Annotated in this window: 18 protein-coding genes; 11 read left to right on the forward strand and 7 right to left on the reverse strand. The window is 76.6% G+C overall.

Annotated elements, in window-relative coordinates:
• Positions 1-7: 7 nt before the first annotated feature.
• From WCD74_RS20065 to WCD74_RS20085, 5 genes are all read right to left on the reverse strand, one after another.
• A complete protein-coding gene (locus WCD74_RS20065; protein ID WP_337696643.1) occupies positions 8-805 on the reverse strand; it encodes an EcsC family protein in 798 nt (265 codons plus the stop codon).
• Between the two features lie 42 nt (positions 806-847).
• Positions 848-1,855 (reverse strand): EcsC family protein, encoded by a 1,008-nt coding sequence (locus WCD74_RS20070; protein WP_337696644.1) that lies wholly within the window; start codon positions 1,853-1,855, stop codon positions 848-850.
• The gene (locus WCD74_RS20075; RefSeq protein ID WP_337696645.1) at positions 1,852-2,442 is read right to left on the reverse strand and encodes a nucleoside/nucleotide kinase family protein; all 591 of its coding nucleotides are present in this window, start codon (positions 2,440-2,442) and stop codon (positions 1,852-1,854) included. The genes WCD74_RS20070 and WCD74_RS20075 overlap by 4 nt, the downstream gene beginning before the upstream one ends.
• 16 nt (positions 2,443-2,458) lie before the next feature.
• Positions 2,459-2,977 carry a L,D-transpeptidase gene (locus tag WCD74_RS20080; RefSeq protein WP_337696646.1) on the reverse strand — a complete coding sequence of 173 codons (519 nt, stop codon included), beginning with the start codon at positions 2,975-2,977 and terminating at the stop codon, positions 2,459-2,461.
• A 185-nt stretch (positions 2,978-3,162) separates the two neighbouring features.
• Complete coding sequence (locus WCD74_RS20085; protein ID WP_337696647.1) at positions 3,163-3,579, reverse strand: nitroreductase family deazaflavin-dependent oxidoreductase; 417 nt, start codon at positions 3,577-3,579, stop codon at positions 3,163-3,165.
• A 14-nt stretch (positions 3,580-3,593) separates the two neighbouring features.
• Between WCD74_RS20085 and WCD74_RS20090 the strand changes: the two genes are divergently transcribed.
• The 6 genes from WCD74_RS20090 (at position 3,594) to WCD74_RS20115 (ending at position 13,638) form a co-directional block, all read left to right on the forward strand.
• A complete protein-coding gene (locus WCD74_RS20090; protein WP_337696648.1) occupies positions 3,594-4,223 on the forward strand; it encodes a hypothetical protein in 630 nt (209 codons plus the stop codon).
• Between the two features lie 61 nt (positions 4,224-4,284).
• The gene (locus WCD74_RS20095) at positions 4,285-4,773 is read left to right on the forward strand and encodes a hypothetical protein (RefSeq protein WP_337696649.1); all 489 of its coding nucleotides are present in this window, start codon (positions 4,285-4,287) and stop codon (positions 4,771-4,773) included.
• 78 nt (positions 4,774-4,851) lie between these two features.
• Positions 4,852-8,139 carry an exodeoxyribonuclease V subunit gamma gene (gene recC, locus WCD74_RS20100; protein WP_337696650.1) on the forward strand — a complete coding sequence of 1,096 codons (3,288 nt, stop codon included), beginning with the start codon at positions 4,852-4,854 and terminating at the stop codon, positions 8,137-8,139.
• Positions 8,136-11,519, forward strand: a complete 3,384-nt coding sequence (locus WCD74_RS20105; RefSeq protein ID WP_337696651.1) for a UvrD-helicase domain-containing protein — start codon at positions 8,136-8,138, stop codon at positions 11,517-11,519. Before recC ends, WCD74_RS20105 begins: the two co-directional genes overlap by 4 nt.
• Positions 11,516-13,354, forward strand: a complete 1,839-nt coding sequence (gene recD / locus WCD74_RS20110) for an exodeoxyribonuclease V subunit alpha (RefSeq protein ID WP_337696652.1) — start codon at positions 11,516-11,518, stop codon at positions 13,352-13,354. Before WCD74_RS20105 ends, recD begins: the two co-directional genes overlap by 4 nt.
• 32 nt (positions 13,355-13,386) lie before the next feature.
• Positions 13,387-13,638, forward strand: a complete 252-nt coding sequence (locus WCD74_RS20115; protein ID WP_337696653.1) for a hypothetical protein — start codon at positions 13,387-13,389, stop codon at positions 13,636-13,638.
• A 19-nt stretch (positions 13,639-13,657) separates the two neighbouring features.
• Here WCD74_RS20115 and WCD74_RS20120 read toward each other — a convergent pair whose 3' ends face one another.
• Complete coding sequence (locus WCD74_RS20120; protein ID WP_337696654.1) at positions 13,658-14,317, reverse strand: pentapeptide repeat-containing protein; 660 nt, start codon at positions 14,315-14,317, stop codon at positions 13,658-13,660.
• 105 nt (positions 14,318-14,422) lie between these two features.
• Complete coding sequence (locus tag WCD74_RS20125; protein WP_337696655.1) at positions 14,423-15,943, reverse strand: carboxylesterase/lipase family protein; 1,521 nt, start codon at positions 15,941-15,943, stop codon at positions 14,423-14,425.
• Between the two features lie 140 nt (positions 15,944-16,083).
• Here WCD74_RS20125 and WCD74_RS20130 point away from each other — a divergent pair, with 140 nt between their 5' ends.
• The 5 genes from WCD74_RS20130 (at position 16,084) to WCD74_RS20150 (ending at position 20,038) form a co-directional block, all read left to right on the forward strand.
• Entirely contained in the window at positions 16,084-16,740 is a 657-nt protein-coding gene (locus WCD74_RS20130) for a hypothetical protein (RefSeq protein WP_337696656.1), read from the forward strand.
• Between the two features lie 227 nt (positions 16,741-16,967).
• The gene (locus WCD74_RS20135; RefSeq protein ID WP_337696657.1) at positions 16,968-17,294 is read left to right on the forward strand and encodes a hypothetical protein; all 327 of its coding nucleotides are present in this window, start codon (positions 16,968-16,970) and stop codon (positions 17,292-17,294) included.
• A 32-nt stretch (positions 17,295-17,326) separates the two neighbouring features.
• Positions 17,327-17,632: a hypothetical protein gene (locus WCD74_RS20140; protein WP_337696658.1), complete on the forward strand. Its 306-nt coding sequence runs from the start codon at positions 17,327-17,329 to the stop codon at positions 17,630-17,632.
• Between the two features lie 88 nt (positions 17,633-17,720).
• Positions 17,721-18,386 carry a hypothetical protein gene (locus WCD74_RS20145; protein WP_337696659.1) on the forward strand — a complete coding sequence of 222 codons (666 nt, stop codon included), beginning with the start codon at positions 17,721-17,723 and terminating at the stop codon, positions 18,384-18,386.
• Positions 18,387-18,487: 101 nt separating this feature from the next.
• Positions 18,488-20,038: an N-acetylmuramoyl-L-alanine amidase gene (locus WCD74_RS20150; RefSeq protein ID WP_337696660.1), complete on the forward strand. Its 1,551-nt coding sequence runs from the start codon at positions 18,488-18,490 to the stop codon at positions 20,036-20,038.
• Positions 20,039-20,041 lie beyond the last annotated feature (3 nt).

A 20,041-nucleotide genomic window follows, 5' to 3' on the forward strand; every position in this document is an offset into this window, starting at 1 on the left:
GCGTCCGCTACACCGCCACCAGCTCGGTCGGCGCCTCGTCCAGCGCGTACTTCTCCCGCAGGAACCGCTCGGTGTAGAGCTGCTCGGCGGTCTCGAGGACCCGGGCGACCTGGCGGGAGGACAGCCACACCCCGAGACCAATGCCGATCGCGGGCAGGGGCTTCACGACGACCGGTGGGGCCGGGGTGAGCCCGGCGGCCAGCACCGCGAGGGCGAACTCGCGCTCGGAGGGCTCGGCGGTGTCGTAACCGTAGTGGGCCGCGACCCGCGCGACGGCCCGCACGCAGGTGGCGGCGGTGAGCACGCTGTCCAGGGCCAGGGCGGCGACCCCCGCGGCCAGCCCGGTCGCCGCGCTCGAGGCGCCCGCGGCGGCCCCGGCCGCGGCGCCGGTCAGCCCGCCCCGGAGCCCGGCCGCGGCGACGTGGACCCGACCGAGCGGGCCGCGAGCCGCGCGCAGCACCTCGACGTCGAGGCTCCGCAGGTCCTCCAGGCCGTCGACCTCGTGGCCGGCGGCGACCAGCACCGCGACCACCCGGTCCGCCCGGCCCGCCGTCCACCACCCGAGGGCGAGGCCGGCGTCGCGCAACGGCTCACCGACGACCGAGTCGACGACCCCGACCACGCTCGTCTCGACCAGCTGGTCGACCAGGCCGGCACCGGGGAGGTGCCGCAGACCGGTGACCGCCCAGGAACCCATCCGGCTCCACCAGCCGGGGCCGGCCACGGTCGCCGTCCGCCAGCGCTCGACGGCCTCCCACGCGCGCGCGTCGCCGTCCGTCATGCACCCGGGCGCCGCGGCGGTCATGCGACGGGACGGTAGGGACGCCGGTGGGCGACGCCGTGGAGATCACATGGACGGCGGGTGAATCGGCAGTATCGCTTCGTGGGCGGCGGCGTCCGCGGCGACCCAGTCGGGGGGTTCGGCGTCGAACGGCACGTCGTACTTCTCGTAGAGGAACCGCTCGCGGTAGAGGTGCTCCGCGGCGTCGACGACCCGCCCGAGCAGGCGCGCCGAGAGCACCGCCCCGATCCCGATCCCGACGACGGGCACGAGCTGGGCGAGCTCGCGCTGCCCGATCTGGGAGAGCAGGCGCTGGTGCACCGCGGTGGCCAGGCGGCGGAGCTGGCGCTGGCGCCGCTTCTTCCTGCCGCCCTCCGCGGCCTGGGTGATCAGCGAGGAGACCTCCTCGTAGGCCTCCGGAGCGTCCGCGTCGCTGGACAGCCCGACGGCGAGGATCGCCAGCGCCAGCACCTGCTCGGAGCGCTTGGTGACGTCGTAGCCGTAGTAGGCGCCGACGTGTGCCACCGCCCGGGTGCAGGCCGCGACCGTGAGCAGCGCGTCCGCGGTCAGGGACGACGCGATCACCGCGACGCCGGGCAACCCGCCGAGCCCGAGCAGGGACGACCCGCCGGCGGCCGCCGAGGCGCCCGAGGTCATGAGCAGCGACGTGGTCCCGCCCTGCACCGCCGCGAACGCCGGGTAGGCCAGGTCCAGGCGCGGCATCGCAGCCTGGACGACGGTGACGTCGAGACGGCGGATGTCCTTGAAGTCGCTGACGTCGTGGCCGAGGTCGCGGAACCGGGCGAACACCGCGTCCCGGCGCAGTGTCGCCGCCCCGGCGCCCGCGCCGGCCGCGGCGAGCTGGTGCAGCACGTCGTGCACCCCGTCGTCGACCTGCTGGATACCGGGGATGCGACGCAGCACCGCCTGGAGGCCCGCCCGCACGTCCCCGACGGAGTCGCGCAGCGGGGAGAGCACCGGGTTCGAGGACTGGACCCGTACCTTCCACTCCTCGACCTCGCGCCACTGGTCCGCGTCGGTGCTGGCCGCGGCTTCGATGGTTTCGGCCGTCACATCCGGCAACGTACCCATTCCCCGCCGTCCCGCCGCACGATCACGTCCACGGCGGCCCGCGTGCCCTCCGCCGCCTCCAGCGCCTGCTCCTGTCGTTCGAAGCCCGCGCGGTGCGGCGCGTAGTCCGCCCAGTCGTCCCGGGCCCGCAGGCGGGCGTCCCGCTCGGCCGGCGTGGCGTCGACCCACACCGACAGCGACGCCGCGTCGCGCAGTGGCCGGGCGGCCGCGCCGACGCCCTCGAGCACCAGCAGCCCGGACACGACCCACCGTCGGGACGGGCCCACCTGGTCGCGCCGCCAGTCCCAGGGCGAGACGACCGGGACCTCCCCGCGCCGCAGCGGCTCCACGAGCTGCTCGGACGCCCGCCGCGGCCCCGCCGCGAGGCCGTCCCAGCCGAGGTAGAACGTCTCGATCGACTCGACGGTCACGCCCGGGTCGGCCTCGGCCAGCTCGCGGGCGAGCGTCGTCTTGCCCGCCCCGGAGAACCCGTCGATCACGACGACGGGGTGTCGCTCCCGTCCGCGGGCGCGGGCCAAGAGGTCGGCGGCGGTGATCGGCTCGATGGCCCGGGAGGGTAGCCCGCGCACGCACCGCGCCGGGAGATCAGAAGACGGTGACCCCGTCGCCGATGCGCAGGCGGTCGAAGAACGTCGTCGCGTCGGCCGCGGAGAGGTGGATGCAGCCGTTCGACGACGTCGTCAGGCTGCCCTCGTGGAAGGCGATCCCGCCCGGGGCGAAGTAGACCGCGTGGTTCATCGGCTCGCCGAACTCGGAGCTCACCGCGTCCGCGTCCTTGCGCTGCACGTGGAACGACCCGGTCGGGGTGGCCGACGAGGTCGGTCCGGGAGGCCGGACGAAGGTCTCCGCGCCCGGCAGCATTGGGACCGGGCCGACGGTGACCTTGCCGTCGCGCTGCAGCCAGGCCGTCCGGGCGGCGAGGTCGACACAGGCGCTGGCTGCGGCCGGGCACCGGGAGAGCTGGGCGGGGGTGACGACGGGGGCCGGGGGCGGCCCGGCCGCGACCGGCGCCGCGACCGGGGCAACGGGCGCCGCGGGAGCGGCGGCCGCCGCGGGGACGACCTGGGGCCGGCCCGTCGTCAGCAGCGCCAGGACCGCGCCCATCGCGAGGAGCACCCCGAGCGCCGCGAGCAGCGCGGGGGCGCGCCGCGGGCGGGACCGGGCCGGGCGCGAGGAGTGACGGGGGGCGATGGCGTGACTCCTCTCCGGCGGCGCTCCGGGTGACGGGCGGGTACCTCACGGTAGCCACGGCGTCCCCGGGCCCGGGGCACGGGTGGCGGGAGGGCCGGTCAGCGGCGTTCCAGGAGCATCACCGGGATGGTGCGGGTGGTCCTCGACTCGTAGTCGGCGAACCCGGGGTAGCGCTGCTTCTGCGTCTCCCAGACCGGGTCGCGCTCCTCGGCGGGGAGGTCGCGGGCGCGGACGTCGACGGTGTCGATCGTGCTGCCGTCGCCGACCTCGATCGCGGCGTCGGGCCGGGCGAGCAGGTTGTGGTACCAGTCCGGGTTGTCCGGGGCGCCGGCCTTCGAGGCGAAGACGGCCCACGCGTCACCGACCTGCTGGTACATCATCGGCGACAGTCGCTCGGCGCCGCTGCGGCGGCCTACGTGGTGCAGCAGCAGGAGCGGAGCGCCCTCGAACTGCCCGCCGACGCGCCCGCCGTGGGAACGGAACTCCTCGATGACCTGCTCGTTGAAGTCGCTCATGATCCCAGTCTGCCGTGGCTGACGTCTCCGCCGGACGGATCGCGCCCGATCTGGTGGCCGAGTTCGGGGAGCTCGAGCTCTGGACGGCGACCGCGACCGTCGCGCGCGCCGCCGCCGCGACGGGCCGGGAGCGGCTGGGCCGGCTCTCCGGGACCTTCCGTGCCGCGGAGCGGATCCGTGAGCGGGGAGGGCGCCTGCTCGACGCGGCCTATCCGGCGTTCGAACGCCAGACCGGCCTGGACGCGACCGTGCCGCCGACGGCGCTGGAGCGGGACGCCCGCGAGGTGGTCGTCACCGGGGCGCTGCGGGCCGGCGACCCGGTCGTCGCGGTGCGGCTCGCGGTCCTGGCCGAGGTCGGGGTGCCGCTGATGGCGCTCGACGCCGCGCGGACGAGCGGGCCGTGGCAGGTGCGGGCGACCGCCGGGGAGCCCTACCGGGACGGGTCCCCGACGACGGCGGGCGACCTCGTCGTCGCGGACACGGTCGGGCCGGTCGCACCCGTCGTCGGGGACCCGCCGGGCCCGCTCGTGCCCGGGTCGCGGACGCGGGAGGTGGTGCTCTTCGCGGTGCGGGTGCCCGGGGTCGCGAGCTGGGAGGTCAGCGAGGCGGTCTGGCGGGCGGTGCACTACCTCGCGGGGACCTGACCTGGCGTCGGGTCGGCCGGGGGCGCACACTCTCCGGGGTCCCGTCAGGGAGGAGCGCACGGTGACGTCGACCGAACCCCGCCCGGATGTCGCACTCGCGATCCTGGACGCCCTCGAGGCACTGGACGGCCCCGAGACGGTCGCCTCCCGGCGCGGACTGCGCGAGCAGGTCGCGTTCCTGCAGGAGCGGCTGCGGCAGGTCCTCGAGGCCGACTGGGCGCCGGAGGTGCTGGCCGCGGCGGCGGTGGCGCCGGTGGCCGAGCGTCCGCGGCTGCTGGACCTGGGCGAGCTGGAGCGCGTGCGCGACGACCTCGTGGCGGGCCTGGACGCGGTCCGCGCGGCCGTGACCGCCCGCCGGGCCCGGCACGCCGCGAACCGGGACCTGCTCGAGCGCATGTACGCCGACCCGGACGCCCACCGCGGGACCCGCCTCACCACCGACGACCTGGGCCTGCCCGGGTGCTGCCGGTGGCAGGTGAGCCCGGTGCTGGGCGTCGTGGGGCGCCTCGCGGGCTGGTGGCGGGTGAAGGTCTCCTCCGGCTGCCCTTGACGGCGCATCTGATGGCGCACACGCCGTGCCCGGGGTCCTCCCCGAGGTTGTCGGGGGGCGCGGCTAGCGTGCCGGGACATGGCGCTCCAGGTCCACCGCGCGGAACGGGCGGACACCCTCGCGGAGGCGCTGGCGGACGTCCTGGCGGAGCCGCCGGACGATCCGTTCACCCCCGACGTGGTCGCCGTGCCCACGCGCGGGGTGGAGCGCTGGCTCGCCCAGCGGCTGTCCCACCACCTCGGGGCGCGCGCGGGTGACGACGGGGTCTGCGCGAACGTCGTGTTCCCGCCGCCCGCCGAGCTGGTCCGCACCGCCCGGCACCTGCCGGACGACGAGCTGTGGGCGCCGGACCGGCTGGTCTGGCCGCTGCTGGAGACGATCGACGCGTGCGCGGGCGAGGCCTGGCTCGCCCCGCTGAACACCTACCTCGGCGTGCTCGGCGACACCGCCGGCACCCGGGCCGGGCGCCGGTTCGCGGCGGCCCGGCACCTCGCGCGGCTGTTCGACGCGTACGCCGAGCACCGGCCCGCGATGGTGCGTGCGTGGGCCGCGAAGGACGACGAGGACGTCCCGGCGGACCTCGCGTGGCAGCCCGAGCTCTGGCGTCGGCTGCGGGACCGGCTCGGGGTGCCCGGTCCGGCCGAGACCCTCCCGGACGTGCCCGCCCGCGCCCCGGCCGCCGACCTGCCGGCCCGGGTGTCCGTGTTCGGCCCGACCCGCCTGTCGACCACGGAGCTGGCGGTCCTCGAGGCCCTCGCGGCGGACCGCGAGGTCCACCTCTGGCTGCCGCACCCGTCGCCGGCCCTGTGGGAGTCCGTCCGCGGCACCGGCCACGGCGCCGGCCGCCGCCGGGACGACCCGACGGCCGACACCGCGGCGCACCCGCTGCTGCGGTCGTTGGCGCGCGACGCCCGCGAGCTGCAGCTGCGCCTGCCGCCCGGCGCCGCCGAGGAGTACCACCCCGCGCCCGGGCCGGCGCCCGCGACGCTGCTCGGGCGGCTGCAGGACGACCTGGCGCACGACCGGGCGCCCGCCGGGGTCGACCTGCCGCCCGACGGGAGCGTCGTCGTGCACTCCTGCCACGGGCCCGACCGGCAGGTCGAGGTCCTGCGCGAGGCGGTCCTCGGGCTGCTCGTCGACGACCCCACCCTCGAGCCCCGCGACATCGTCGTCATGTGCCCCGACGTCGAGACGTTCGCGCCCCTGGTCACCGCCGCGTTCGGCGGCTCCGCGGAGGACGGCGGGCATCCCGGCCACCGCCTGCAGGTCCGGGTCGCCGACCGGTCGCTCACCCAGGTCAACCCGGTGCTCGGTGTGCTCGGCACCGTGCTCGACCTCGCCGACGCGCGGCTCACCGCGAGCGAGCTGCTCGACCTCGCGGAGAGCGAGCCCGTCCGCCGCCGGTTCTCGCTCGACGACGACGCGTGCGAGCGGCTGCGGGTCCTCGTCGGGCGGGCGGGGGTCCGGTGGGGCCTCGACCGCGAGCACCGGGCGGAGTACAAGCTGGGCCGCGTCGGGGAGAACACCTGGGAGGCGGGGCTCGACCGCCTGCTCGTGGGTGTCGCGATGTCCGGCGACGAGCAGGTGTGGCTGGACTCGGCCCTCCCGCTCGACGAGGTCGACTCGCGCGACGCGGACCTCGTGGGTCGGCTCGCCGAGTTCGTCGACCGGGTCGCCGACGTTCTCGGCCGGTTGCGCGGCGAGCAGCCGCTCGGGGCGTGGCTCGACGCGCTGACCCTGGCCCTGGACGCGCTGACCGCCACCGTGCCCGCGGACGTCTGGCAGCTCACCCAGGCCCGGGCGGTGCTGGCGGAGGTCCGCGGGTCGGCCGGGTCGTCGGGGGCCGCCGACCCGCCGCCGCTGACCCTGCACGACGTGCGGGCCGTCCTGTCCGACCACCTGGCCGGGCGGCCCACGCGCGCCAACTTCCGCACCGGCACGCTCACGGTCGCCACCCTGCTGCCGATGCGCAGCGTCCCGCACCGCGTGGTCTGCCTGCTCGGCCTGGACGACCAGGTGTTCCCCCGCGACACGCGCACCGACGGCGACGACGTGCTGGCGCGCGAACCGCGCGTGGGCGAGCGCGACGCCGCGGCGGAGGACCGCCAGCTGCTCCTGGATGCCGTGATGGCCGCGACCGAGCGGCTCGTCGTCGTGCACTCCGGGGCCGACGAGCGCACGGGGGCGCCCCGCCCGCCCGCGGTCCCGGTCGGCGAGCTGCTCGACACCCTCGACGCCACCGCGACCGTCGGCGGCCGGCCCGCCCGCGAGCACGTCGTCCGCCGCCACCCGCTGCACCCGTTCGCCCCGGCCAACTTCCGGACGACCGGTCCGGGCGCGCGACCCTTCAGCTTCGACGCGACCGCCTGCGACGGCGCCCGGGCGCTGGTCTCCGGCCGCACGGCCGCCCCGGTGTTCCTGGAGTCGCGGCTGCCCGCCCGCCCTGCCGCGGAGGTCGACCTGGCCGACCTCGTGCGGTTCGTCGAGCACCCGGTCCGGGCGTTCCTGCGCCAGCGGCTCGCGCTGGTCGCCCACGGCGAGGAGGAGGAGCCCGACGAGGCGCTCCCGGTCGAGCCGGACTCCCTCGCGCGGTGGGCGATCGGCGAGCGCCTGCTGGCCGACCGGCTCGCGGGCCACGACGTCACCGCCTGCATGGAGGCCGAGCGCCGGCGCGGGAGCCTGCCGCCCGGGCGGCTCGGCGTCCGGCTGCTGCGCTCGGTGGGCCGCCAGGCCGAGGAGCTGCGGCGGGCGGCCGAGCCGCTGTGGGCCGAGCCCGCCCGCGACCTCACGGTCTCCGTCCGGCTCGACGACGGCACGCTCGTCGTCGGGACCGTCCCCGGGGTCCGCGGCTCCACGCTGGCCGCGGTGAGCTTCTCCCGGCTCGCGCCGAAGCACCGGGCCGCGGCGTGGGTGCAGCTGGTGGCGCTCGCCGCCGCGCACCCCGACCGGTCCTTCTCGGCGACCACCATCGGCAAGGGCGGCCAGGACTCGCCGACCGCCCGAGCGACGATCACCGGGCTCGACCCCGTGTACGCCCGGGCCGTGCTCGCCGACCTCGTCGCGCTGCACGCCGAGGGGATGCGCGAGCCCCTGCCGCTGTTCGCGAAGTGCTCCGAGCGCTACGTGGGCGAACGCGGCCGCCGGACGACGAAGCAGGCGTTCGACACCGCGCGGCGGGAGTGGTCCGGGCGCTTCGGCGAGGCAGGCGATCCGGCGCACGTGCTGGTGTGGGGCCCCGACCGCCCGCTCGACGACGTCGCCGGTCCGGCGGGCGCGGTCGAGTCGACCCGGTTCGGGGAGCTCGCGGTGCGGTTCTGGAAGCCCTTGCGCGAGGCCGAGCGCGGGCGGGAGGAGCACTACCGATGACCACGACCACGGACGTGCCGGCCTTCGACGTGTGCGGCCCGCTGCCCACGGGGACGACCGTGCTCGAGGCGAGCGCGGGGACCGGCAAGACCTACACGATCGCGGCGCTCGCGGCCCGCTACGTCGCCGAGGGCCGGGCCACGCTCGACCAGTTGATGCTCGTGACCTTCGGCCGGGAGGCCACCCGCGAGCTGCGGGAGCGGGTGCGGGAACGGTTCGTGGCCGTGGAGCGCGCGCTGCGGTCCGACGATCCGCCGGGCGACCGGGTCACGGCCCTGATCACCGACGTCGACGACGCCGAGCGGGCGGCGCGGCGGCACCGTCTCGCCCACGCCCTCGCGCACTTCGACACCGCGACCATCGCCACCACGCACCAGTTCTGCCAGGACATGCTGGCCGGGCTGGGCGTGGAGGGCGACACCGACGCCGACGCGCTGTTCGTCGAGACGATCGACGACGTCGTCACCGAGGTCGTCGACGACTTCTACGTCCGCGCGTACGCCCCGGAGGCCGCGGGCGACCCGCCCTTCGACCGGGCCACCGCGCTCCTGCTCGGCCGCGCCGCGGTGTTCGACCCGACCGCGCGGATCGCCCCGGCCGCGGGGGAGACGACGGGCGCCGCCGACGTCCGCGCGCGGTTCGCGCTCGCGGTCCGCGACGAGGTCGAGCGGCGCAAGCGCCGCCGCCGGCTGTTCACCTTCGACGACATGCTGACCCGGCTGCACGCCGCCCTCACCGACCCGACCCTCGGCGAGGTGGCCTGCGCCCGCCTGCGGGAGCGCTACCGCGTGGTGCTGGTCGACGAGTTCCAGGACACCGACCCGATGCAGTGGGACATCCTGCGGGTCGCCTTCCACGGCCACGTCGCGCTCACCGTCATCGGCGACCCGAAGCAGGCGATCTACGCCTTCCGCGGCGCCGACGTCGTGAGCTACCTGGCCGCCGCCCGGACGGCGGGCACCCGCGCCACCCTCGCCGTCAACCACCGCAGCGACGCCGGGCTCCTGGCCGCCCTGGCGCGGGTGTTCGACGGCGCCGCGCTCGGCGACGACCGGATCGTCGTGCACCCGGTGGACGCCGCCCACCCCGGGTCCCGGCTCGCGGGCGCCCCCGACCCGACCCCGTTCCGCCTGCGGGTCCTCCCGCGCGCGGGCCTGCGCGCCAACCACCGGACCGGGCTCCCGGAGATCACCCCGGTGCGCGCGAAGGTCGTCGCCGACCTCGCGGCCGACGTCGGGGTGCTGCTCGCGGCCGACTCGACGTGGGACGGCCGCCCGCTGGGGCCCGGCGACCTCGCCGTGCTGGTCCGGACGAACGCGCAGGCCGACCTGGTCCGCGACGCGCTCGTCGGGACCGGGGTGCCCGCCGTGCTGGCCGGCGCGGCGAGCGTGTTCGCCACCGGGGCGGCCCGCGAGTGGCTGACCCTGCTCGAGGCCCTGGAGCAGCCCGGGCGGGTCACGCGCGTCCGGGCCGCCGCGCTGACCTGCTTCGTCGGCCGGCGGGCCGCCGACCTGGACGCCGACGCCCGGGCCGGCGGGGACGCCGCGGTGCTCGCCGAGGTGGGCGAGCACCTGCGGCGGTGGGGCGCGGTGCTGCGCGAGCGCGGCGTCGCCGCCCTGCTCGAGGCGGTCTCGACGACGACCGACCTCACCCGCCGCGTGCTGTCCACCACCGGCGGGGAACGGCTGCTCACCGACGTCCGCCACGTCGGGGAGGTGCTGCACGCCGAGGGGTCCGCGCACCGGCTCGGCGTCGTGGCCGTCACCGAGTGGCTGCGGCTGCGCATCGCGGAGGCCGCGGGGACCGGACGGGAGGCCCGGCCGGAGCGCACCCGCCGCCTCGAGTCCGACGCGGACGCCGTCCAGATCCTCACCGTGCACAAGTGCAAGGGCCTGGAGTTCCCGGTGGTCTACGTCCCCTTCGGGTGGGACCGGTGGACGCGGGAGTCCCCCGAGGAGGTCCTCCACCACGACGAGCACGGCGCGCGGGTGCGTGCGGTGGGCGGTCCCGCCGACCCCGCGTGGATGGAGCACTGCACCGCGCAGCGCCGGGAGGACGACGGCGAGGACCTCCGGCTGCTCTACGTCGCCCTCACCCGGGCCCGCAGCCAGGTGGTCGCCTGGTGGGCCCCGTCCTCGCAGACCGCGCCGTCGGCGCTCAACCGGCTGCTGCGCGGGGCGCGACCGGGCGGTGAGCCGGACCCGGTGGTGACCCTCACCGACGACACCACCATGGCGGCGGAGCTCGCGGGGTTCGCCGGCCCGCACCTGTCGGTGGAGCCGGTCGAGGGCCGGTCGGCGCCGCAGTGGATGCCGGACGCCGGCGAGCACGGCAGCCTCACGGCCGCCCGCTTCGACCGGGAGCTGGACCTCTCGTGGCGGCGCTCGTCGTACTCCTCGCTGACCGCGGACGCGCACGCCGCCCAGGCGGCCGAGGCAGCGACCTCCGAGCCGGAGGAGATGCGGCTGGACGACGAGGCCGAGCCCGGGACGGCCGAGGTCACCCCGGCGCCCGACGTGGCCGCCGTGCCGTCGCCGATGGCCGACCTGCCGGTCGGCGCCGCGTTCGGGGTGCTGGTGCACACCGTGCTGGAGACGGTCGACACCGCAGCGCCCGCCGTCGTGTCCGCCCTCGCCGAGGCCGCCCGCGAGGCGCTGGCCCGCCGCCCGCTGGCCGGGGTGGACGCGGACGGGCTCGCGAACGCCCTGGAGCCGGCGCTGCGCACCCCGGTCGGGACCGCGTCGTCCGGGCCGTGGGCCTACGGCGACGTCCTCCCGCGCGACCGGCTCGCCGAGCTGGACTTCGAGCTGCCGCTGGCCGGGGGCGACCGGCCCGGCGCCGGCACCGTGACCCTCGGGGCCGCGGCCGCGCTGCTCCGCGCGCACCTGCCGGCGACCGACCCGCTCGCCGACTACGCCGAGGTCCTGGAGGGCCTGTCCGCCGCGGTGCTGCGCGGCTACCTCACCGGCAGCATCGACGCGGTCCTGCGCGACCCGGACGGGCGGTACGTGATCGTCGACCACAAGACGAACTGGCTCGGCCCGGTGTCCACCACCGGCGTCCCGGACCCGCTGACCAGCGCGCACTACGGCCCGGAGCAGATGCGGGCGGCGATGATCGCGGCGCACTACCCGCTGCAGGCCCTCCTCTACGGGGTCGCCCTGCACCGGTTCCTGCGCTGGCGGGTCCGCGACTACGACCCCGAGCGCCACCTCGGCGGCGTCGCCTACCTGTTCCTGCGCGGGATGTGCGGGCCGGAGACCCCGGTGGTCGGCGGCACCACCTGCGGGGTGTTGCGCTGGTCGCCGCCGCCCGCGCTCCTGGTCGCCCTGTCCGACCTGCTCGCCGGGGTCCCGTCCGGGGCGGGGGTGGCCGCGTGAGCGTGGAGTTCGCCGCCGAGGAGGGCGTGCGGTTCGCGGCCCGTGCCACCGGCCTGCTGGCCGTCTTCACCACCCGCGGGGTCCTCGCGCCGGCCGACACCGCGGTGGCCCGCCGCCTCGGGCGGCTCGGGCGGGAGGACGACGAGGAGGTGCTGCTCGCGGCCGCACTGACGGTCCGGGCGCTGCGGGCCGGGTCGGTGTGCCTGGAGCTCGCGGACGTCGACCGGGTGGTGCTCACCGACGACGGGACCCTCGACGACACCTCCGACCTGCCGTGGCCCGCCGATCCGGCGGCCTGGGCGGCGCGGCTGGCCGCGAGCCCGCTCACCGCGCCCGGCGGCCCGCTGCGCACCGACGACGGGCTGCTGTGGCTCGACCGGTACCGCCGCCAGGAGGACGAGGTCCACGCCGACCTCACCGCCCGCGCGGTCGCCACCCCGCCCCCCGTCGACCCCGACCGGCTCCGCGCCGCGCTCGACCGGCTCTTCGCGGGCGCGGCGCCCGACGACCACCAGCGGCTGGCGTGCGCCGTCGCGACGCTGCGCTGGACCGCGGTGATCGCGGGCGGTCCCGGCACGGGCAAGACGACCACGGTGTCGCGCCTGCTCGCCGTGCTGCGCGACCAGGACCCGACCTGCCGCATCGCGCTCGCGGCGCCCACCGGCAAGGCCGCCGCCCGCCTCGGGGAGGCGGTGTCGGCGGAGGCACTGCCGGCGGCCGACCGCGAGCGCGTGGGCGTGCTCGAGGCCTCGACCATCCACCGGCTGCTCGGGCCGCGGGCGGACACCTCGTCCCGCTTCCGGCACGACCGGCACCGGCGGTTGCCGCACGACGTGGTGATCGTCGACGAGACCTCCATGGTGTCGCTGACGCTGATGGCCCGCCTGCTCGAGGCGGTCCGCGACGACGCCCGGGTGATCCTGGTGGGCGACCCGGACCAGCTCGCGCCGGTCGAGGCGGGAGCGGTGCTCGGCGACCTGGTCTCGGCCCCCGAGCTCGGCCCCGTGCGACCCGAACCGGAGACCCTCGCCGCCGTCGGGTGCACCGCGACCCCCGACCCGAACGGCGTCGTGCGGCTCGACCGGAACTACCGCAACAACGCCGACATCGCGGCCCTGGCGCGGGCGATCCGGGCCGATGACCCCGACGCGGTCCTGGAGTGCCTGCGGACCGCGCCCTCGCTGGAGTTCGCCGAGTCCGTGGACCTCACCGAGCGCGAGCCCGCCGGGCTCGAGGGCCTGCGCGAGGAGGTCGTCGCCGGGGCGCGCGAGGTCGCCACCGCCGCCCGGGACGGCGACGCCCGGGCCGCCCTGTTCGCCGGCGAGGAGCACCGCCTGCTGTGCGCCCACCGCCGTGGCCCGTACGGCGTGAGCCGCTGGGCGGCGCAGGTGGAGCGCTGGCTCGACGAGGACGGCGGGGTCGACGCCGACCGCGAGGCCGGCGCGGTGTGGTGGCCGGGCCGGCCGCTGCTGGTCACCGAGAACGACTACGACCTGGGGCTCTACAACGGCGACACCGGGGTGGTCGTGGCGCGGGGCGCCCGCACCGTGGCGGTGTTCGGGCGCGGCGACGTGCCCCTCGAGCTGCCGCCCGCCCTGCTCGGCGACGTGTCCGGGGTGAACGCCATGACCGTCCACCGGGCGCAGGGCAGCCAGTACTCCCGGGTGACGGTGCTGCTGCCGCCGGCGGAGTCCCCGCTGCTCACCCGCGAGCTGCTCTACACCGCCGTCACGCGCGCCCGCGACCGCGTGCGGGTGGTCGGCTCACCGGAGGCGGTCCGCGCCGCCGTCGCCCGTCCGATCAACCGGGCGTCGGGCTTCGCACGTCACCGGTGACCAGGGGCGTCGGGCCGGGTATAAGAGCAGCCATGGACCCGACGCAGGCCCGGAACCCCGCCGCTCTCCCCGACTCCACCCCGGAGAAGCAGAGCGAGCTGAAGCTCAACGTCGGCATCGGCGTCCTCGGGACGCTGCTCTCGCTGTTCTGCGCGGTCATCTTCTTCACGCCGGTCGACGAGATCATCCTCGCGATCGTCTTCCTGGTGATCACGATCGTCTCCGCGGCGATCACGCTGCGGTTCTACGGGCGACTCAAGCGGGCCCGCAGCAGCGGTAGCTGAGCGGGCCCTACCCGACGACCTACCCGACGACGAGGCCCAGCGCCCGGCACACGTCCGCGGCCTGGGCCTCGCTGATGATCGCGCCGCGGAGGGTTCGCGGGGCGTCCTCCGAGAGCTCGCCGAGGTCCGCGCCGCGCAGGTCGGCGCCGGCGAGCCGGGTGTGGGAGAGGTCGACGTCGCGCAGGGTGCAGTCGGTGAGCACCGCCTCGCGCAAGTCGGCGCCCCGCAGGTCGGCCTCCGAGAGGTCCACCCCGCGCAGCGTGACCTTCCGCCACACAACGTCCTGCAGGTTCGCGAGGCCGAGGGTGGAGCGGTCCAACCGGTAGGACACGGCGAGCCCGCGCAGCCCCGCGAGGTCGGCGCCGATCATCCGGCAGTCGGTGAACCGGGTCTCGGTCAGCAGGGCACCGGTGAGCCGGACGCGCGACAGGTCCACGGCCTCGAACGCCGCGTCGGTGAGGTCGGCGTCGATCAGCAGGGCACCCGCCAGCGACCCGCCGCGGACCGTGACCCCGTCGAGCACGGCGCCGCGCAGGTCGGCCCCGGTGAGCCGGCAGTTCTCCAGGGTGGCCCCGGACAGGTCCAGGCCGTGCAGGTCCGGTTCGTCGGCGGCGACCTCGCGCACCGTCCCGCCCTCGCCCAGCAGCTGCGAGAGTTCCGCGCCGGTCACCTCATGCACGCCGGCCATCGTCCACCCCGGCGCCGAGTGCGACAGGAGGCAGGTCCCGGGGCGCCGGGACCTGCGCCACGTCGCACTCGACGACGTGGGGAGGCGGACTCCCGGCTACCGATATCCCCGGTATCCCGCCCAGGCGAGCCGGCGGCCGCGGCGCGGGTCCGACTCGATGCGGTCGTGGGCGTCGACGATCCGGGTCAGCCGGTCCTCCGCGGAGTAGCGGGGCCAGTGCGAGGCGGGCGCCCCGGTGCGGGCGAAGGTCGTCCAGTCGCGCTGCAGGCTCCGCGAGACGACCCGGAGGGCCCGGCGGCCCCCGAGCATCGTCATGACCCGCACCGCCGTCGCCTCCACGAGACCGAACACGGCGTAGAGCTCGGCGCCGTGGGTCGCGCGGAGGCCGAGGAGCCGCAGCAGCGGTGACGCGAGGTCGTAGCGGTAGGCGTAGACCGCGTTCCCCGCCGCGCTGTGCGCCTCCATGACCTGCACCGACGGATACCAGAACAGGTAGTCGCCCCCGAGGTCCCGGCGGTGCGGGGTGCCGCGGTAGGCGGCGAGGACCTGCTCGCGCAGGTCGGGCTGGGTCGCCGCGAACACCGCGTCGGCCCGCTGGTCGGAGAGCATCAGGTCCATCCGCAGGCCCGGCAGCTCGAAGAGCCGGCCCTCGGTGTCGTTCGTCCCGATGACCAGGGGGACCGGGTGGCTGCGGCCGGCCGCGAACGCGTCCAGCGGGGCCTCCGGCAGCAGGTCGCCGTCCACCACGGGCGCCGTGAGCAGGACGCCGGGCGTCTCGTCGGCCACGTGCCGGAACCGCCGGGCGGCGTGCAGGAGCTGCTCGGTCGACGCGGCGTCGAGCAGGTCGACCGGATCGCCTCCGCGCCCCAGCACCACCTCCAGCTCGCGGACGTAGCGGGCACCCCAGGCGCCGGCCCGCTCGGGCGAGTACGCGACCCCGGGGGCGGAGCTCTGCGCGATCGCACGGTGGAACAGGCCCCGGGCCGACGGCACCGTCATCAACGTCGTCACCGAGATGGCCCCGGCGGACTCCCCGAAGACGGTGACGTCGTCGGGGTCCCCGCCGAACGCGGCGATGTTGTCGCGGACCCACTCCAGCGCCGCGATCTGGTCGCGCAGGCCGAGGTTGGCCTCGATCGGGCGCTCGTCGGTGGAGAGGGCGGAGAAGTCCAGGTAGCCGAGCGCGCCGAGGCGGTAGTTCACGCTGACGTAGACGACGTCGCCGGTACGGACCAGCCCCGCGCCGCGGTAGGTGGTCGCCGACGCCGCGCCGACCACGAAGGCGCCGCCGTAGAACCAGACCATCACCGGCCGCGGGCCCGCCGACGGTGCGGCGGGCGCGAGGACGTTGAGCGTCAGGCAGTCCTCGTCCATCGGCGTGTGCTTCCCGGCGCCGAGGAACTCGCCGGTGCGCTCCTGCGGCGGGACCGGCCCGAAGGCCGTGGCGTCCCGGACCCCCGACCAGGGCTCGACGGGCGCGGGCGCCCGCCACCGGCGGGGCCCCACCGGCGCCGCGGCGTAGGGCAGACCGCGCCACGAGAGCAGTCCGTCGCGGGCCCGGCCCCGCACCGCTCCCGCCGTCGTCACGACCTCGACATCGGTACGCGTGCGTTCCACGCCCCCACTGTGCCACCCCGGACGGGCCCCGACGTCGTTCCCCGCTCGGCCGTACGCGAGAACACGAAGAGTGACACCATCAGGTGGGAAGCGCCCGATCAGTGCGGCGTGTCGCCTGGTCAGCCCACAGAATCCCCGCCGTGGAGGCAGAGGTGGCAGCGGCGTTGTGGCAGGTCGAGGCCGCCTTCGTCGCGCACCCGGCCCGGGACGTCCTGGAGAGCTGCACGCCCCGCCAGGGACCGGTGGTGCTGGCGGAGGCGGACCCGCTCTCCCTCGCGCTCGGGCTCGGGACGACGATCGGCGCGCCCGACGACGTGCGGGCCCTCACTCCGTGGCTGCTCCGGGCGGTGGTGAGCGACGACCGGGTCGACCTGCACTCGGTGCTCGCGCGGATCGCGGTGTTCTGGGACGCCTGGACGACCGCGGAGTGCACCGCGGTCCGCGACTTCGTCGACACCCTGTGGGTCGCCCTGCTCGACCGGCACCCGGGCCCGTTCGTCGACCTCCCCGTCGCGACCGCCACGTCCTTCCTCGACGACGCCTCGGGGCTGGGCGACGGGCCGGCCCGGTTGCTGGGCATCTGGGAGTACAAGGACACCGCCAGTGCGGACCACCACCTCGCGGAGCTGGTGATCGACGCGCACTACGGGGCGCGGGTCGACCCGGCGGTCGTGGCCTGGAGCCGGGCGCCCGCCCAGCACGTGCGACTCGAACGGGCCGCGCAGCGTGACCGTGACGAGCCGTGGGCCGGCGACCTCGGAGCGGCACTCGATCTCCTTGCGTCCAACCCGAACTGACCACACCGGTCGTCGGAGATCCACCGTCCGTCACAGCGGCCTCACACCGGTGATCACGGGCGGTGTCGTCCGTGTCCGGACGTGAGCACGGGCGGCCGTCCGAGCACGACGTGGAGAACTGTTGCCGCCTTCCGGTGGCGGAGGGTCACGGGCGCCGTCCGGACCTCGTTGAGGGCACGACGCCGCTGCGGCGGCACCGCTCCCCCTCGAGCGCACCGGAGACGTCCATGATCACGAAGCTCGGCATCGCAGGAGTCGGCGTGGCCGCCGGCCTCGTCGGCCTCGCCCCGCTCGCCTCGGCCACCGAGTCGCACGGCGCCCCGCAGCCCGCCGGCCCGTCGTCGACCTGCTCGGTCGCGGGCGGCGACGCCGCGGCGGCGAACCGCGGCGACAGCGAGGGCCTCGTCGGGGCCGTCGCGCAGGCGCCGGTCGGCGGGCTCAACGCCGCCAACATCGTCTGCAACTCGATCCTCAACGACAACCTGAGCGGCAACGTCGTCGACCTCTCGGTGCTCGGCGAGGGCCTCGACCTGCTCGGCCTGCTCGGGCTCTGAGCGCCGACCACCACACCTTCGAAGGAGACGACATGACCGTCCGCAAGCCCGCCGTGGTGATCCTCGGCGTCGCCGCCGGCCTCGTCGCCGTCGCGCCGTTCGCGTCCGCGCACCAGAACGACGGGGGCTCCGAGCGTCCCGCCCCGGCTCCCGCCCCGAGCCAGACCTGCTCCGCGCAGGGCGGCGCGGCGACCGCGGCCAACCAGAGCGAGAGCGGGGGCCTCGTGGCCGCCGTCGTCCAGGCCCCGATCGGCGGCCTGAACGCGGCGAACATCCTGTGCAACGAGATCCTCAACGGGAACCTGAGCGGGAACGCGCTGGTCGCGGACGTGCTCTGACGCCACCCGGGCGGCGGCCCGGTCACCGGACCCCGGTGGCCGGGCCGTCGGCCGTTCCGGGCCCGGGATCCGTGACAGGCTGACCTGTGTGGTGGACCCCGACATCCCCGCTCCCGGATCCCTGCCGGCGGGCGAGCACCGCGGCAGTGAGCGGCTCGCCGGGGAGCTCCTGCGCCGCGGGGTCGGCGGTGCCGGGCCGTGGCACCCCGCCCGGCGGGTCGCCGACGACGCGCTGGCCGAGGCCGACGGCGACGTCGAGGCCGCGGTGCGGCGGCTGATCTCCTCGCACGTGCGGCTCGCCGCCAGCTCCGGCCTGCTGACCAGCCTCGGCGGCGCGGCCACGATGCTGCTCACCGCGCCCGCCGGCGCCACCGGGCTCTACCTGGTCTGCACCCGCCTGGCCGCCTCGATCGCGCGCGCCCGCGGGCACGACATCGACGACCCGGTGGTGCGCACCGCGATCCTGCTGTGCGTCCTCGGCCCGGACGGTTCCGAGCTCGCGGAGCGCACCGGGATCGACCTCCAGGAGGTCTCCCTGCTCACCGGGCTCCGGCGGCTGCCCTCCGAGGTGCGCGAGCAGCTGGACCGCCGCATCGGCTACCGCCTCGCGAGCCGGGCCGGCCGACGCGGGGTGCTCAACCTGACCAAGCTCATCCCGGTCGTCTCCGGGCCCATCGGCGCCGGGGCGGACTCCATCACGACCCGCTCGGTCGCCACCTACGCCGACGTCGCCTTCTGGGACCGCTCCGGCTGAAGATCACCCACGCGGGTGGTGCGTCGTCGCACGCCTGAGGTGCATGTGGGTGACAGAGTCCTCCCCGGCGCGGTTCGGACGGGTGCAGGGGAGGACGGCGGATGACGTCGCGGTGGTCGACGACGAGTGGTTCCCGACGGCGGGTGGCCCCGTCGGCGCCGCCGCGCCGCCGGCTCCGCCGGGTGCTCCTGGGGCTCGGGGCGTTCACCGCGCTCGCGGTGGCGGCCCCGGCCGCGGTCGCCGTCACCGAGCAGGCACCGCCGAGCACGCTCGCGGTCACCTCGCTCCCGGCGGCGACCCTGCCCCCCGCGGACGCGACCGATCCGTCGATCTCCCCGGTGCCGCTGGCGCAGGGGCGGAGCGGCACCGGGACGCAGGTGGCCCGGTCGGCCACGCCGCTGCAGCTGGTGGCGGTGACCTGGACGGGGCCCGACCCGGACTCGATCTCGCTCCGGTCCACCGACGACAGCGGGGCGTGGGGCGCCTGGCTGCCGTTGGACGCGAACGACGACGAGCGGGACGGGTCCCGGGCCCGGACGGCGGGCTCGCAGGGCGGCACGGACCCGGTGTGGGTCGGCGACCGGACGGCCGTGGAGGTGCGCGCGTCCCGGGGTGGGCAGCCCGTGACGCAGGGCCTCGCGGTGCAGCGCATCGACCCCGGCCGCACCGGCAACGACGCCGCGATCGGCGCGCGGGCCCGCGAGCGCGCGGCCGCCCGGGACGGGGCCCCGCCCGCCCCGGCCTACGTCACCCGTGCGCAGTGGGGCGCCGACGAGTCGATGATGACGTGGCCGCCGGAGTACGCGCCGACCACGAAGGCGGTGACGATCCACCACACCGCCGAGTCGAACGACTACTCCCCCGAGCAGTCCGCCGGGATCGTCCGGGGCATCTACGCCTACCACGCCACGAAGAACGGCTGGGGCGACGTCGGCTACAACGCCCTGGTCGACAAGTACGGGACGATCTTCGAGGGCCGCGCGGGCGGACTGGACCGGCCGGTCGTCGCCGCCCATGCGGGCGGGTTCAACCGCGAGACGTTCGGCATCGCGATGATGGGCAACCTGAACGACGCCGCCCCCACCCCGGCCACGCTGACCTCCGTCGAGAAGCTCGCCGCCTGGAAGCTCGGGGGCATGTACCGGGACGCGGCGGCGAAGGTGACGCTGACGTCGAACGGGGGCGGCACCTCGAAGTTCGCCAAGGGCAGCGACGCGACCGTCGACGCGGTCTTCGCCCACCGCGACGTGGGCAACACCGCCTGTCCGGGCAACGCCGGCTTCGCCGCCATGGACACCATCCGCGCGGAGGTGAACAAGCTGGTCGCGGCGGGGGGGACCGACGTCCGCGCGGCCTGGGCGGACCGGCCCGGCCTGGGCGACCCGGACCGGGTCGAGCAGCCGACCGCGGACGGGCGCGGACGGTTCACCGACTTCGCCCACGGCTCGCTGTACTGGTCACCCGAGACCGGCACCCACCAGGTCGCCGGCCCGCTCCTCGGGGCGTGGCGGGCCCGGGGCGCGGAGCGTTCGGACCTCGGGCTGCCCACCGGGGAGGAGTTCGGGACCTCGGCGGGCCGGGCGCAGGCCTTCGAGCACGGTGTCCTGCGGTGGGACCGCACGACGGGGACGGTCGACGTCACGCCTGCGTGAGCG

The organism is Actinomycetospora aurantiaca, assembly GCF_037401875.1.
Lineage (GTDB): Bacteria > Actinomycetota > Actinomycetes > Mycobacteriales > Pseudonocardiaceae > Actinomycetospora > Actinomycetospora aurantiaca.

Excerpts from the sequence above, each read along its gene's own strand:
- WCD74_RS20065 (WP_337696643.1), bottom strand. The coding sequence starts at position 805 with ATGACCGCCGCGGCGCCCGGGTGCATGACGGACGGCGACGCGCGCGCG.
- WCD74_RS20080 (WP_337696646.1), bottom strand. The coding sequence starts at position 2,977 with ATGGGCGCGGTCCTGGCGCTGCTGACGACGGGCCGGCCCCAGGTCGTC.
- WCD74_RS20085 (WP_337696647.1), bottom strand. The coding sequence starts at position 3,579 with ATGAGCGACTTCAACGAGCAGGTCATCGAGGAGTTCCGTTCCCACGGC.
- recC (WP_337696650.1), top strand. The coding sequence starts at position 4,852 with ATGGCGCTCCAGGTCCACCGCGCGGAACGGGCGGACACCCTCGCGGAG.
- WCD74_RS20105 (WP_337696651.1), top strand. The coding sequence starts at position 8,136 with ATGACCACGACCACGGACGTGCCGGCCTTCGACGTGTGCGGCCCGCTG.
- WCD74_RS20115 (WP_337696653.1), top strand. The coding sequence starts at position 13,387 with ATGGACCCGACGCAGGCCCGGAACCCCGCCGCTCTCCCCGACTCCACC.
- WCD74_RS20135 (WP_337696657.1), top strand. The coding sequence starts at position 16,968 with ATGATCACGAAGCTCGGCATCGCAGGAGTCGGCGTGGCCGCCGGCCTC.
- WCD74_RS20140 (WP_337696658.1), top strand. The coding sequence starts at position 17,327 with ATGACCGTCCGCAAGCCCGCCGTGGTGATCCTCGGCGTCGCCGCCGGC.
- WCD74_RS20150 (WP_337696660.1), top strand. The coding sequence starts at position 18,488 with ATGACGTCGCGGTGGTCGACGACGAGTGGTTCCCGACGGCGGGTGGCC.